Raw genomic sequence first — 14,302 nt, 5'->3', positions numbered from 1 at the left:
CTCACCTCGCCATCCCGGTCTCGGCGCCGTCGCGCAGGGCCGCCACCGCCGCCTCCGGGGTGTCGCTGAAGAACCGGATCGTGCGTGCTTCACCCCGGCGGCCGAGCGGGCGGGTGTATGTCACCGGTTCGCCGAGTTCGACGACGACGTTGGTCTGCGAGGCCACGCAGACGCCGAGTCGGTCGCCGGCCACGGCGATGGCCGACGATTCGTTGAAGCAGCGGATGAGGCGGACCGACGCGACGGTGTGCCTTGGGATGCGCAGGTCGAAGAACGCGCCCGAACGCAGCCGGAGTTCGTCCGGGGTGACGACATGCGGGCGGGTCACCCAGGTGGCGGCCACGGCGACGGCGGCGAGTATCGAGTAGACGTCCACGACCAGGAAGGCGCGCCGGAGGACCGGCGGTGCGCCGACGCCGCGCAGGACGACTTCGGTGGCGACGGCGTCCACGGCCAGGACGAAGACCCAAAGGAGCATCATGGGCATCGGCTCGCGGGCATAGGGCACCGTCACCGCGTCGGGCGGTATGCCGTGCTTGCGGCGCAGACACAGCAGCCACAGACTCTGCACACCCTTCGCGTCGAACGAGACCACGCGGCGTACCGGCGCGGGGACGATCTCGCGGACGGTGTGCCGGGCCGCGGTGCGCCGGTCGGCGTTCGCCCGCCGGGCCGCGGCGTAGATCGGTCCGGCCGCGGCCGATGCGGACAGGAGCGCGGCGGGAATCGCGACGTACATGATCCAGCGGGCCGGACGGAGCATCACGGCTCCCTTCTCAGCAGGGCCACCAGGCGGCGGAACACCTCCGTTTGGGCGGCGGACAGTTCGGTGGCGATCGCGCCGAGCCATTCCGCGTCCCGTCGGGTCGGGGTCGAGGCGGGCGCGGACTCCGGCGCGGCGGCCTCCGTCGCCCGCATGGCATCGGTCAGCCCGTCCGGAAGGAAGTCGGCGAAGTCCCGGGCCAGGCGCTCGACTCGGGGATCGTCCGGATCGGCATCGGCCAGCGCATCGAGCCGGGCGGTCAGGGCCGCGCCGCGGGCGACCATGGCGGGCTCGGCCAGCGGCCGCAGCAGGTCGGCGAACGCTTCGCGTTGCTCCGGGGTGGCCGTGGTGTCGATCAGCGCCAGGAACTCGCGGTCGAGTCGGGCGAAATGCGATTCGTGCACGGGGAATTCGCGCAGTACGTCGGCCAGGGCCGGGGACACCGTCGAGTCGGGGTCCAGGTCCGGATCCGCCAGGAGCACGGCGAGCCGGGCGCGGCGTGCGGCGATGGCCTCCTGCTGTCGCGCCAGGTCCGTGTCGAGTTCGGCGAGAACGTCGCGCAGGTCGCGCTCACGGTCCCGGTCGAGCACGGCGCGGACTTCGTCCAGCGGGAGTCCGAGGTCGGCCAGGCGCCGTGCTCGGGCAAGCAGCAACGCGTCACGCAGTCGGTACTCCCGGTACCCGTTGGGCAACCGCGGGGGCTCGGGGACGATGCCCAGATTGTGGTAATGCCGCACGGTCCGAGTCGACACCCCGGCCAGCGCGGCGATCTCGCCGATTCGCATGACTCCATGGAAAACCGTGACGTTACGTCAAGGTCAAGGGCGCGCGGAACGCGGGTGACATCTGCTGTCGACCGGCCGTCTGTGGCGCGCCGCGCCGAACGGAGCCCGCCCGCCGTCCCTCACCGCACGGCGGGCGGGCCTCGGTGCCACACCGCGCCGTCAGCGCGGAGCCTGCGGTGCGGCCCGGATGGGGGACACGTGGGCACGGGTTCGTTCGGCATCGTCGGGCGGCGGGCCGTCGGGTGCCGTGGGCCGGCCGTACCAGTCCAGGCAGACGATCAGGGCGTCGTCGTCGGGGATGGGGCGCCCGCGGTGGCCGGTGAGTTCGCGCAGCACCGCGCGGGGCATCTCGGCGGGCGGCAGCAGTCGGGTGGCGCTGATCGCCCGAGCCAGCGCGCGATCGCCGTAGGCTTCGCCGGCCGGCGAGGCGACCGCGTGGACACCGTCGCTGACGAAGACCAGCCGGTCCCCGGGACGGACCCGGAATTCCTGCGCCCTGTAGTCGGTCTCCTCGAACATGCCCAGGGGCAGCTGCGCGTCGAAGTCGATCGGACTCACCGTGCCCTCGCGCAGGAGCAGCAGGCGTGGGGAACCGGCGTCGATCACCTGCACCCGTCCGGTGGCCAGTTCGAAGTCCAGCAGCAGGACGGACAGGTAGGCGTCGCCGCGGTGCCGGGCATGGACGGCCTGGTCGGCGAGGGCCGCCTGGTCGGCGAGCGGGATGCCGGCGCGTCGGGCGTTGCGCAGGGCGTTGATCGTGAGGTTGCTGAGGAGGGCGGCGTCGATGCCCTCGCCCATGCCGTCGGTCACCGTCAGCGTGAGACGGTCGGCGGTGGCGGACCAGTCGAAGTTGTCGCCGTGGACGGCGTAGGCGGGTTCGAGCTGGGCACCGATGGCGTATTCCTCGCGTCGGCAGGCGTGACCGGGCAGGAGTTGCCACTGCATCTCGGCCGCGAGGGTCAGCCGGTCCTTGCGGCGGGCGCGGAGGTAGAGGTCGGTGTCGCGTTCGGCGACGGTGACCGCGTGGGCGAGCATCTCGGCGATGTCGACGAGTTCGGTCCGGACGGCCGGTGAACAGGCGTCGGTCGGGAGGGTGACGGAGAGGACCCCGAGACGGTCGCCGCGTACCGTCACCGGGAGGTGTACGACCGTGTCCGCTCCGCGTTGCTCGTGTGCGGGTTCCTGTGCGCCGAAGACCCGCCCCTGAGGGCTGTTGTCGATGGAGAGGTGTTCGGTGGCCGCAGCGAGCGCGGACACCGACAGCAGGACGGTCAGGCTGTAGTCGGCCATCAGCAGGTCGACGGCGCCTGCCCGGCAGTGCCGCGCGAGTACGCCGCGGATGGCGTCCAGCAGGTCGGGCGCGGGTGCGGTGCGCAGCGCACGCTCGGCTTCCTCGTATACGTTCACAGTTTGTCTTCAGCCGTTCTCTGCGGATGCGGTACGGGGCACCCTCATGGCGTGTTCGGCGAACGGCCGGACAGCCTGTCGAATCAATCGCCTTTATAGCGTCTATTGTGGTGACGGCACGGCCGTCGAAGAAGCGGCCGTATCGGGCGTCGGAGTAAGGCGGTGAGCGGGGTTACCTTCTCTCGACACGACCAGTCGGACGAGACGGCGCGCGTGGCGACCGCGGCGGCCGAGTTGCTCGAGATGTTGTTGGGGCGTGCGTCCACGGCACCCGTTTCGCCGTCACAGCTGCGCGTGCTGTTTCTGCTGGAGCGGCACGAGGGCATCAACCTGCGTACGTTGGCCGACGGTCTGCGGTCGACGCCCTCCTCGACGAGTCGCCTGTGTGACCGCCTCCAGGCGGTGGGTTTCGTCGAACGTCTGCCCAGTGCCAACAGCCGCCGTGAACTCCAGTTGCGGCTGAGTGGGCGGGGCTGCGCCTTCCTGGCGGATCTGCGGGCCCGCCGTGAGCAGGAACTGGCGGTCGTCACGGCGCGCATGTCGGGCGAGTCCCGGGCGATGCTGCTCAAGGGCCTCGAATCCCTGCGCAACGCCGCCGGGCCCGTCATGGACGAGGCGACGGGCGATGCGTCCTCCCTCTCCTCGCGTGCGCGAACCGCCTGAGGCGATCGGCCGCGTCGGGTGACGGGCGCGGTGTACCCGCTCCACCGTGTGCGGGGAGCGCGAAGTACGTGGGCCGGACACGTGCCGAGCGTATGTCGGCCGACGTCGACGTCCCATGGCGGCGCCCCCTTTCGTCGGATGAACGAGCGGTGGCGCTCGGTTGCAAGCCGGCGATGCGCGCGTCACGTCGATGTTGTTCCCTGACGTCGACGGCTTTGCCCCCGCCCCCGGCGTCCCGATGCGAAGCGTATCGAATTATTGACTGATGACAAATGTTGCGGCCGGACATGTATCCCGGGGTCGCTGTGAACGATCCGCCGTCGTGTGCCGACGTCCCGCCGACCATCAGGGGGAGGGTGCGGACCGGCCTTCGTCACCGCTTGCGGCGAAGCCGCGCCCATCCGTGTCGGTGGGCCCGGTGAGGTATCCGCCGACGCCGGTGATGTCGAGCAGGCGGGTCAGTCGCACGGGTTGACGGTGCAGATGCAGGGCGATCCCGGCGGCGTGTGTGCGGCGGCGCAGGCCGATCAGGACGGACAGCCCGCCGCAGTCGATGGCGGTCAGGGCCGCCCAGTCCAGGTGCAGATGACGCAGCGCCGGTCCGTACCGCCGCAGATGTGTGTCCAGCGCCGCGTTCACCCGCTCGGTGAACGCGGTGCCGGTGTCGTAGTCGAGGCCTCCCCGAATGGCCAGATGCAGCGACCGGGTGTCGCCGGCCAGAACGTCGACGGAGAACTCGACGGGCGTGGGGGAGCTCATGCCGTTCCGGGGCCGGAGTGGATGGGTGCGGTGGGCAGGGTGTCGGTCGCGACGCGGATGAAGCCGAGCGCGCGGGGAAAGTCGCGCAGTTGTTCGGCGAGGATGTCCAGTCCCAGGCGCAAACCGGCCGCGGGCACGTGGCGGGCGGTGAGTATGTCCCTGGTCCAGTCGACGAAGGAGGTGAACAGGTCCGCCTCGTCGACGTAGAGGGCCGTCGTGAGGAAGTCCACGATGTGGGCCAGGTCCTCGGCGGTTCGTTCCCGCTGGGCGGCGCTGTACGCGCGCATGTCGGGCCCGCGCTCGTCGAGGGCGACCAGGCACTGCCGCACCAGGGTGGTGCGGTTGGACTTGACGAACGTGTACTCCTGATCGGCCAGATGGGGCAGGTCGTCGATCTCGTGGCGCCGCTCCGCATGCCGGGCGGTGATCCCCCGGGCCAGCCGGTCCGCGGCGCCTCGCGCGTCGGGGGCCCAGGCGTCGGCGCCCAACAGACGCGCGTAGCGGCCGTCCGCGCCGAAGGCGGCGCCGCCGACCATGACCGGGATGCCCAGCGACTGCACGGCGGTCACCGCCTGATGGGCGGTGGGCAGGTGCGTGGGCAGCGAGGCCGAGAGCAGGGCCGCGGTCGGGTTGCTCTGATGCACGTGTGCGATCAGGTGCGGAGTCGGGGTGTGGGCGCCGAGGAAGTCCACCCGCCAGCCGCGCCCGGTGAGGGTCTCGGCCAGCAACCGGGCGGGCAGGGAATGCCATTCGCCATCCACACACGCGACCGTGACGTTGCCCCGTGTCGGCGACGGAGGCGGTGCGGGGTGGTGGGCGAGGACGGCGATGACCCGGTCGATGATTGCGGTGGCCGCGTGCTCCTCGGCCACTCCGATCCGGTTCGCCGCCCATTCGAGCCCGACGCGACGCTGCACGGCGGCCACGACGTCCAGCAGCAGGGTCTCACCGTCGGCCCCGGCATCGGCCGCCGCGGTGGCCAGTGCCATCGCGCCCGGCTCGTCCCGGCCGATCACGGCCGTCCACAGTCGCTCCGCGAGATCGCGGGGTGCGGGTGCGCCCGGGGCCGAGGCGTCCGCATTCCCATTGCCCGTCTTCACGGCGCCCGTCGTGACAGTGCCCGTCTTCACAGTGCTCGCCTTCAAGGTGTTCGTCATCACGGTTCCCGCCGTCGTGGCTCGTGGCCCTCGCGGTCCTCGCGGTCGTCCGCGCCAGGGAATCCGTCGACACCGCCGGCCGGATTGGTGATCGCCAGCGTGGCCATGTCGTCGTGACGACCGCCGCCCAGCCACTGGGCCGCCAGCATCTGTACCCGCTCGACCACGGCCTCCGCCGGCATGCGCGCACACTCCCGCAGAGCCTCCCGCAGCCGCTCCTCGCCGTAGAAGTCGTCACCCAGCGGCCCGCCGCGCGCCTCGGTGATCCCGTCCGTGTACAGCAGGCAGGTCTCGCCGGGTGCCAGCGCCACCTCCACGCTCCGCGTCCGGACGTCGGGCAGCGCCCCCACGAGGGTGCCGCCGGTCGCGGCCTCCTCCACCCGCCCGTCGGCGCGGACGATCAGCGGCGGCAGATGTCCGGCGCTGGTCAGCCGCAACAACACCTGCCCCGCGCTGCGCCGCACCGAGGCCAGCACCAGGGTCGCGAACCGGGTGTGGTGGGAGTTCATCAACGCGTCGTTGAGCAGGACGAGGATCCGCTGGTGATCACCGGACAGCGGCACCAGCGCGTGCAGGACACTGCGGATCTTTCCGGTCAGGACGGCGGCCTCCAGGCCCTTGCCCGCCACGTCGCCCAGTACGACGAACGTCTCCCGGGACGCGTCCGCACCGGGATGGACGTCATAGAAGTCACCGCCGACCCGCTCGTGGTCCTGCGAGGCCCGATAGACGCCGGCGTACTCCACGCCGTGCACCCGCTCCAGGCGCGGCGGTAGCAACTCGCGCAGCAGCGTGGTCGTGATCGAGGCCTGCTCCGCGTACAGCCGTGCCGCGGACAGAGCGGCGCCGGCCCGTGCGGCGAACAGCCGCGCGAACACCTCCTCGCCGTCCGTGAACGCCCGGTGCGTGCTCGCGCGCAGCAGGATCAGCACCCCGGCCGGCACTCCGTGTCCGGGCAGCGGGGTGACGATCACCGAGCCGATCGGACCGGCGAAACCGGGCGGCACGCTCCAGTCGGGAATGCCCTCCGGGTCGATCCACCGAGTCGGCACCGGTGGGAAACCCTGCAACGCCTCCGCCAGTCCGGGAACCGTACGCGGATCGATCGACGCCACCGTACGCGTGATGCCGGCGCCGGCCTGCGCGTAGGTCAGCGCGTGCCGGCGACCCTGGGCCGGGACGATGACGACCGCGGCGTCGGCCAGGTGATCCGCAGCCATCCGCGCCGTCACCTCCGCGCATCGTTCGAGGTTCAGCGACGACAGCAGCGCGCCGGAGATGTCCGCCAACAGCTCTGCCCGTTCACGCTCGTTGCGCAGTGCCTGCTCGGCTCGACGGAGATCGGTGTCCTCCACGAGCCACCACACCACATCCCCGTTCTCGATCCGCGAGGGATGCGCCGCGAATGTCCGACCCACCACGGCGCCCGACACCGCCTCCCGCGGCGTTGTGGCCGACTGCAGGTGGCGGTGGTGTGCCCGCGCGAGCCAGTGCGGCAGGCCGCCCGAGGTCAGATCTTCGCCGACCTCCTCGGCGTGCGCGAACAGCCGGCGCGCTCCTTCGTTGGATCCGATGACGTCCCCGCCGGGGTCGACGACGAGAACGGGGCAGGGGGCGCTGTCCCATATCGAGGCGACGTGAACGTCACCATCGTGCGGAGTCTTGGGTGTACCCGAAGTACGGATCACAAGCCGGGGAACGCATCGCGCGAACCCCACCACCTCTCTGTCGCTGGACAACAGTTGTCTTCGTGCAACCGTGTCCTATGCTCCAGCCATACGCAACACCAGGAGTAAAACGGGCAATTTTTCATCCAAGCCGCATAAGTGCCGCTCTGTCGGGCCTGCCCCGGCGTCGAGGAGGTCGACCATCACCGGAAAGGCCGATGCCGGCGTGTCCGGGATCACGTGGCCGTGTTCGTCGGATTTGCCGACCGCGTGTCGTCGGGTGAGCGCGTGGCAAGGGTGTGCGGGGGTTCCGCAGAATAGGGGCGAATTCCCGGAGGCCGGCGACCGAGGCGAGGGCGGATCACATGACCGATGACGCGGACACCGGGCTTGTGCCTCCCGCGCGGACGCGGCACGAGACGGACGTCGTGGGCAACGCCGAACTGCGCCGCCTGCTGGCCGGTTTGACCGCCGTACGCGACGGCGACTTCGGCGGCCGACTGCCCGACGACGGCGACGGCCTGCTCGGGGAGATCGCCGGGGTGTTCAACGGCATGGTCGACCAGCTGGCGCTGTTCACCTCCGAGGTCACCCGGGTGGCACGCGAGGTCGGGTCGGAGGGCACCCTCGGTGGTCAGGCGCTCGTGCCGGGCGTGTCCGGGACGTGGGCCGATCTGACCGACTCGGTGAACTTCATGGCCGGCAACCTCACGTCCCAGGTACGGTCCATCGCCCAGGTCGCCACGGCGGTGGCGCGCGGCGACCTGTCCCAGAAGGTCCGGGTGGACGCGCGCGGCGAGATCCTGGAGTTGAAGGAGACCATCAACACGATGGTCGACCAGCTCTCGGCGTTCGCCGACGAGGTCACCCGCGTCGCCCGGGAGGTGGGTACCGACGGGCGCCTGGGCGGACAGGCCGACGTCAAGGGCGTCTCCGGTACGTGGAAGGACCTCACCGAGTCCGTCAACGTGATGGCGGAGAACCTGACCGCGCAGGTGCGCTCCATCGCCCAGGTGACCACCGCCGTCGCGCAGGGCGACCTGTCGCAGAAGATCCGGGTGGACGCGCGCGGCGAGATCCTGGAGTTGAAGGAGACCATCAACACGATGGTCGACCAGCTCTCCGCGTTCGCCGACGAGGTCACCCGCGTCGCCCGCGAGGTCGGCACCGAGGGCAACCTCGGCGGGCAGGCGACCGTGCGTGGCGCGTCCGGCACCTGGAAGGACCTCACCGACAACGTCAACGTGATGGCGTCCAACCTCACCGGCCAGGTGCGTTCCATCGCCCAGGTCGCCACCGCCGTGGCGCGTGGCGACCTCTCCCGCAAGATCACCGTCGAGGCCAAGGGCGAGGTGGCGGCCCTCGCCGAGGTGATCAACACCATGGTCGACACCCTGTCCGCGTTCGCCGACGAGGTCACCAGGGTCGCCCGCGAGGTCGGCACCGAGGGCATCCTCGGCGGTCAGGCCCGCGTGCCCAACGTCGCCGGGACCTGGAAGGACCTGACCGACAACGTCAACTCGATGGCCAACAACCTCACCGGCCAGGTCCGCAACATCGCCCTGGTCACCACCGCGGTGGCCAACGGCGACCTGTCGAAGAAGATCGACGTGGACGCGCGCGGCGAAATCCTGGAGCTCAAGACCACCATCAACACCATGGTCGACCAACTCTCCTCCTTCGCCGCCGAGGTCACCCGGGTGGCGCGCGAAGTCGGCAGCGAGGGACGACTCGGCGGACAGGCCGAGGTCGAGGGCGTCTCGGGCACCTGGAAACGCCTGACCGAGAACGTCAACGAACTCGCCGGCAACCTCACCCGCCAGGTCCGCGCCATCGCCGAGGTCGCCAGCGCCGTCGCCGAGGGCGACCTGACCCGCTCGATCACCGTCGACGCCTCCGGCGAGGTCGCCGAACTCAAGGACAACATCAACGCGATGGTCGGCTCGCTGCGCGAGACCACCCGCGCCAACGAGGAACAGGACTGGCTCAAGTCCAACCTCGCCCGCGTGTCCGCGCTCATGCAGGGCCACCGCGACCTGGCCGTCGTCGCCGAACTCGTGATGGACGAACTCACCCCCCTGGTCGGCGCCCAGTACGGTGCCTTCTACCTCGCCGAGGACGGCGCGACCGGAACGGGGCTGCGCCTGATCGGCTCGTACGGGCTCGGTGCGGACGACGGCCACGCCACGCACATCCCGCCCGGGCGCACCCTGGTGGGCCAGGCCGCCCGCAGTCGGCGCACCATCGCCGTCGACGACGTCCCCACCGACTACGTGGTCTCCTCCGGACTCGGTCGCGCCGCGCCCACCGCGCTGATCGTGTTGCCGATCGTGGTCGAGGACCAGGTGCTCGGCGTCATCGAGCTCGCGTCGATCACCGCGTTCACCCCCGCGCATCGCGACTTCCTCGACCAGCTGATGGAAAACGTCGGCGTCAACGTCAACACCATCGTCGCCAACGCGCGCACCGACGAACTCCTGGCCGAATCCCAGCGCCTGGCCGGCGAATTGAGTGTGCGCTCCGAGGAACTGCAGCACCAGCAGGAGGAACTCCAGCACTCCAACGAGGAACTGGAGGAAAAGGCCGCGCTTCTCGCGACGCAGAACCGCGACATCGAGGCCAAGAACCTCCAGATCGAACAGGCCCGGCAGGAACTCGAGGACCGCGCCCGCCAGTTGACCCTCGCCTCGAAGTACAAGTCGGAGTTCCTGGCGAACATGAGCCACGAACTGCGCACACCCCTCAACAGCCTGCTCATCCTCGCCCAACTCCTCGCCCAGAACCCCACCCGCAACCTCAGCCCCAAACAGGTCGAATACGCCGGCATCATCCACTCCGCCGGTTCCGACCTGCTGCAACTGATCAACGACGTCCTCGATTTGTCCAAGGTCGAGGCCGGCAAGATGGACGTACACACCGAACGAGTATCGCTACGCCGACTCCTCGACTACGTCGAGGCGACGTTCCGGCCGATGACCACCCAAAAGAGTCTGACCTTCGACATCACCATCGGCCCCGGAGTACCGGCCGACCTGCTCACCGACGACTCACGCCTGCGGCAGATCCTGCGCAACCTGCTGTCGAACGCGGTCAAGTTCACCGACCGCGGCCACATCGAGCTGCGCATCGAACCGGCCACCGAGCACGAGGTCCCCGCCGGCGTACCGCGCGGTGACGCGGTCGTGGCCTTCCGCGTGCGCGACACCGGGGTGGGCATCGCCGAGCACCAACTCGAGACGATCTTCGGCGCGTTCCAACAGGCCGACGGCACCACCAGCCGCAAATACGGGGGAACCGGCCTCGGACTGTCGATCAGCCGCGAGATCGCCAACCTGCTCGGCGGCGCCATCACCGCCGACAGCACCCCCGGACAGGGCAGCGTCTTCACCCTGTACCTGCCCGCGGTACACACCGCCGCCGCCACCGACGCCGTCGGCCCGGCGTTCGTCACACACCCCCCGAGCCTCGACGCCTCCGGTACCGACGCCGATCCGCGGCCGCGCTCCCTCGAACCCGCCGCGCCACCCGCCCGGCGGCGCGTACTCGTGCTGGAGGAACGGCCACAGGGTTTGTTGAGCCTGGTCACGCAAAGCGCCGTGGCCGACATCGCGACCGGCGGACACGACGGTGCCGGCGGGCCGGGCGTCGACGTCCTGACCGTCGTGGACGCCCAGGAAGCCGCCACCACCCTCGCCGCCGCACCCTGTCACTGCGTCGTCCTCGACCTGGACATGCCCGACGGCCAGGCACTGACCCTCCTGGACGCCCTCGACGCGGACAGCGCCTCCGCGAACGTGCCCGTCCTGGCCCACAACACCCGTCGCCTGCCCCGGGAACAGACCCGCGCCCTGCAGACCCGCGCCGACACCAAACCCCTGGAACTGCTCGCGGGCCTGGACGAACTCCGCGAACGCATCACCCTGCACCTGTCCGCCGAACAGCCCGGTGACGTGCTGCCCCTGGTCCACGCCACCGAACGCACCCACCACGCGGCACCCACCCTCGACGCCGCCCTCGCCGACCGCACCGTCCTGATCGTCGACGACGACACCCGTAACCTGTACGCCCTCAGCAGCATCCTCGAACTTCACGCCGTCAACGTTCTCCACGCCGAGAACGGCCGCGAGGGCATCACCACCCTCGTCGAGCACCCCGAGGTCGACCTGGTCCTGATGGACGTGATGATGCCCGAGATGGATGGCTACGCCGCCACCGCCGAAATCCGCCGCATGCCCCGCTACACCGACCTGCCGATCATCGCCGTCACCGCCAAGGCCATGCCGGGCGATCGCGACAAGAGCCTGGCCGCCGGGGCCAGCGACTACGTCACCAAACCCGTCGACACCGACCACCTGCTCGCAGTCCTCCGCCGCCACCTGCTCCCCTCCTGAGAGCACCCCGCCGGTCGACCCCGCCCGACGTCCTCGCCTTCGGGAGTGAACCCATCGTGAGCAATACCGCACCCCCACCCGAGACATCCCATCGGCCGGACGGCGACGACCCGACGGGCCCGTACACCGTCACCGGGAACGAGACCGCCGCCGTACCACCGCGCGGCGAGAGCGCCCCGGACCACACCTCCGCCGTGGGCCGCCTCGCGGCGACCGTCGAACGCCTGCGCCACGAGATCCGCGCCGCACACGCCCAAGCGGATGGTCGTGCCCTGATCGAGACGGCCAAGGGCATCCTCATCGAACGCCTGCACTGCAGCCCCACCGAAGCCGCCCGACAACTCGCCACCCTGGCCGACCACGCGGGCGTGAGCGTGATGGAACTCGCCGCCGACATCCTCGACCGCACCGCCGCGGACCGCCTCACCGAAGCCGCCTGCGACTTCGTCACCGAAACCGCCGCCCCCGCCGCACCCCCCGACGGCAAGACCGTGAGCATGCGTCTGCGTACCGCGGAAAGCGGCGCCTGTGCCGCCGACGACACCCAGGCCGTGGCCCGATCCCTCCTCGAACACGCCCTCGCGCCCCTGGGCGCCACCGCCGTTGCCGTATGGGCCATCGCCCCCGACGCCTCCCTCACCCTCGCGGGCAGCGCCGGATTCACCGACCACGAGGCCACCCGCTGGCGACACGTCCCACCCGGAGTGGCGACCTTCGCCCGCCAGGCACTCGCCGATCTCGACTGGACCTGGACCTCCGACCTGTCCCGGACCGGAACACCCTCCATCGGCCGACACGACCTCACCGGCGCCCGAGCCGCCGCCCCGGCGGGCACCGGCGGCCGGATCCACGGCATCCTGGAGATCTGCTGGCCGAATCCGCTACCCGAACAACCCCCGCGCCTGCGCCGCCAGATCGAGGCACTGGCCGAACTGTGCGCGCACACCCTCGAAATCCACCCGGTCCCCGGCGACCCCACCGTCACACACCCCGCCACGGTCGACCTCGTCGAGATCGCCGACTGCCTCCACGACCCCGCCCTGGTGCTCGTGCCGCACGTGGACGAGCACCGGCAACTCGTCGACTTCCGGGTGCACCACGTCAACGCGCGCTTCCTCGACCCCGCCGGACGCCCGGCCAATCTGATCCACGGCGCCCTGCTCCTGGAGGCATACCCCCTCGCCGCGACCCCCGGCGGGCTGTACGACATCGTCGAGCGTGTCCATGCCACCGGCGAGTCCTACCGCGCCGAAAGCGTCACGCTCACCGCCCTCGTCGACGACGTCCGCCTCGACGCGATCGCCGACGTCGCCGTCAGCCGCCACGCCAACGCCATCCTGCTCGTCTGGCGCATCGAACACGAGGCGGCCCGCCTGGCCCGGCTGCTCCAACACGCCCAACGACTGGGCCGGATCGGCGGCTTCGAGGAAGACCTCGTCACCGGCGCCGTCACCTGGAACGACTCCCTGTTCGCGCTGCACGGCCTGCCGACCACCGCCATCCCCGTGGCTCTGGTCGACCTGCCGAACCACGCACACCCCGACGACGCCGCGGCGCTCGCCCGATTCCTGCGCACTCTGGTACACCGCCGCCGCCCCGCCACCGTGTCCTTCCGGCTGGAACGCACCGACGGTGTCACCCGACGCATCCGGATCGTCGCCGAACCGGTCCTGGACTCCGACGACCGCCTGCTGGCCATCCGCGGCGCCTACCAGGACGTCTCCGCCCAACACTGGACCGAGGTCGCCCTTGCCGCGACCCGCGACCGCCTTGCGCACAGCGAACAACAGGTGGGCGAACAAAACCGCCTCGCCCGGCAGCTCCAGCACGCGATCATGCCGCCCACGCCCACCCCGCTGAACGTCGAAGGTCTCCAGGTGGCCGTGCGCTACCGCCCCGCCGAATCCGACACCGCCGTCGGCGGCGACTGGTACGACGCCCTCGTCCTGCCGTCGAAGAAGATCCTGCTGTGCGTCGGCGACGTCGCCGGACACGGCATCCACGCCGCGACCAGCATGATCGTGCTGCGCAACGCCCTACGCGGCCTGGCCATCACCGGCGCCGGCCCCGCGCAACTGCTCACCTGGCTCAACACCGTGACGCACCATCTGACCGACCACGTCACCGCCACCGTCGTGTGCGCCCTGTACGACCCGGGCACGCGCACGATGCGCTGGGCCCGTGCCGGCCACCTGCCGCCCGTATGGATCCGCGACGACACGACGCAACGCCTGTCCCTGCTCGACGGTCCCCTCCTCGGCGCCTTCGCCGAGGCCGGCTACGCCGAGGACGAGATCCACCTCGCCCTGGGCGACACACTCCTGCTCTACACCGACGGCCTGATCGAACGCCGCGACCACTGCCTCGAAAGTTCCCTCGACCAACTCCTGGCCACCGCACGCGCCATCACCGCCACCCTGGACGAACGCCTCGACCGACTCCTCACCCACAGCCGGGCGGACACCGACGACGACACGTGCGTGGTGGGCATCCAGATCACCTGACCCGACGCGTGGGGGCCGGGGCGGTCGTGTGGAGGTGCGAATGACTCCCGCATTCTTCACGGCCGTCCCGGCTTGGTTCACTCCTACCCGGAGAGGTGGTTTTCATTTCGGACCGCGGTGGTGTTTTCGGGTTTTCCGACGGGCGAGTGCCACCTCGGATGCATAGGAAAAGGGTGGGGTGTGGGTCGACCCCGATAAATCGGGGT

9 protein-coding genes are annotated in these 14,302 nt (G+C 70.6%); 3 read left to right on the top strand and 6 right to left on the bottom strand.

The features are described from left to right. Position 1: 1 nt before the first annotated feature. From ACWGR4_RS45845 to ACWGR4_RS45835, 3 genes are all read right to left on the bottom strand, one after another. Positions 2–763 (bottom strand): hypothetical protein, encoded by a 762-nt coding sequence (locus ACWGR4_RS45845; protein ID WP_452131268.1) that lies wholly within the window; start codon positions 761–763, stop codon positions 2–4. Next, positions 763–1,548, bottom strand: a complete 786-nt coding sequence (locus tag ACWGR4_RS45840) for a MerR family transcriptional regulator (RefSeq protein ID WP_452131269.1) — start codon at positions 1,546–1,548, stop codon at positions 763–765. Before ACWGR4_RS45840 ends, ACWGR4_RS45845 begins: the two co-directional genes overlap by 1 nt. 159 nt (positions 1,549–1,707) lie before the next feature. Then, entirely contained in the window at positions 1,708–2,955 is a 1,248-nt protein-coding gene (locus ACWGR4_RS45835) for a PP2C family protein-serine/threonine phosphatase (RefSeq protein WP_452131270.1), read from the bottom strand. Positions 2,956–3,168: 213 nt separating this feature from the next. Between ACWGR4_RS45835 and ACWGR4_RS45830 the strand changes: the two genes are divergently transcribed. Further along, the gene (locus ACWGR4_RS45830) at positions 3,169–3,618 is read left to right on the top strand and encodes a MarR family winged helix-turn-helix transcriptional regulator (RefSeq protein WP_380006597.1); all 450 of its coding nucleotides are present in this window, start codon (positions 3,169–3,171) and stop codon (positions 3,616–3,618) included. 345 nt (positions 3,619–3,963) lie between these two features. On the opposite strand, the gene ACWGR4_RS45825 is transcribed toward ACWGR4_RS45830, so the two are convergent. The 3 genes from ACWGR4_RS45825 to ACWGR4_RS45815 are packed head-to-tail and all read right to left on the bottom strand — an operon-like array spanning position 3,964 to position 7,162. Continuing rightward, entirely contained in the window at positions 3,964–4,377 is a 414-nt protein-coding gene (locus ACWGR4_RS45825) for an STAS domain-containing protein (RefSeq protein WP_380006600.1), read from the bottom strand. Next, positions 4,374–5,534 carry a cobalamin B12-binding domain-containing protein gene (locus ACWGR4_RS45820; protein WP_452131271.1) on the bottom strand — a complete coding sequence of 387 codons (1,161 nt, stop codon included), beginning with the start codon at positions 5,532–5,534 and terminating at the stop codon, positions 4,374–4,376. The genes ACWGR4_RS45825 and ACWGR4_RS45820 overlap by 4 nt, the downstream gene beginning before the upstream one ends. Then, positions 5,534–7,162, bottom strand: coding sequence for a SpoIIE family protein phosphatase (locus tag ACWGR4_RS45815; RefSeq protein ID WP_452131275.1), 1,629 nt, complete (start codon positions 7,160–7,162; stop codon positions 5,534–5,536). The genes ACWGR4_RS45820 and ACWGR4_RS45815 overlap by 1 nt, the downstream gene beginning before the upstream one ends. Positions 7,163–7,566: 404 nt before the next feature. Here ACWGR4_RS45815 and ACWGR4_RS45810 point away from each other — a divergent pair, with 404 nt between their 5' ends. Both ACWGR4_RS45810 and ACWGR4_RS45805 read left to right on the top strand, forming a co-directional pair. Continuing rightward, positions 7,567–11,592 carry a HAMP domain-containing protein gene (locus ACWGR4_RS45810; protein WP_452131272.1) on the top strand — a complete coding sequence of 1,342 codons (4,026 nt, stop codon included), beginning with the start codon at positions 7,567–7,569 and terminating at the stop codon, positions 11,590–11,592. A gap of 56 nt (positions 11,593–11,648) precedes the next feature. Continuing rightward, complete coding sequence (locus ACWGR4_RS45805; protein WP_452131273.1) at positions 11,649–14,096, top strand: SpoIIE family protein phosphatase; 2,448 nt, start codon at positions 11,649–11,651, stop codon at positions 14,094–14,096. Positions 14,097–14,302: the final 206 nt, after the last annotated feature.

Source organism: Embleya sp. NPDC055664, from assembly GCF_053618075.1.
The sequence above is the reverse complement of the archived record's forward strand: the minus strand, read 5'-3'. Positions and strand labels throughout refer to the sequence as shown.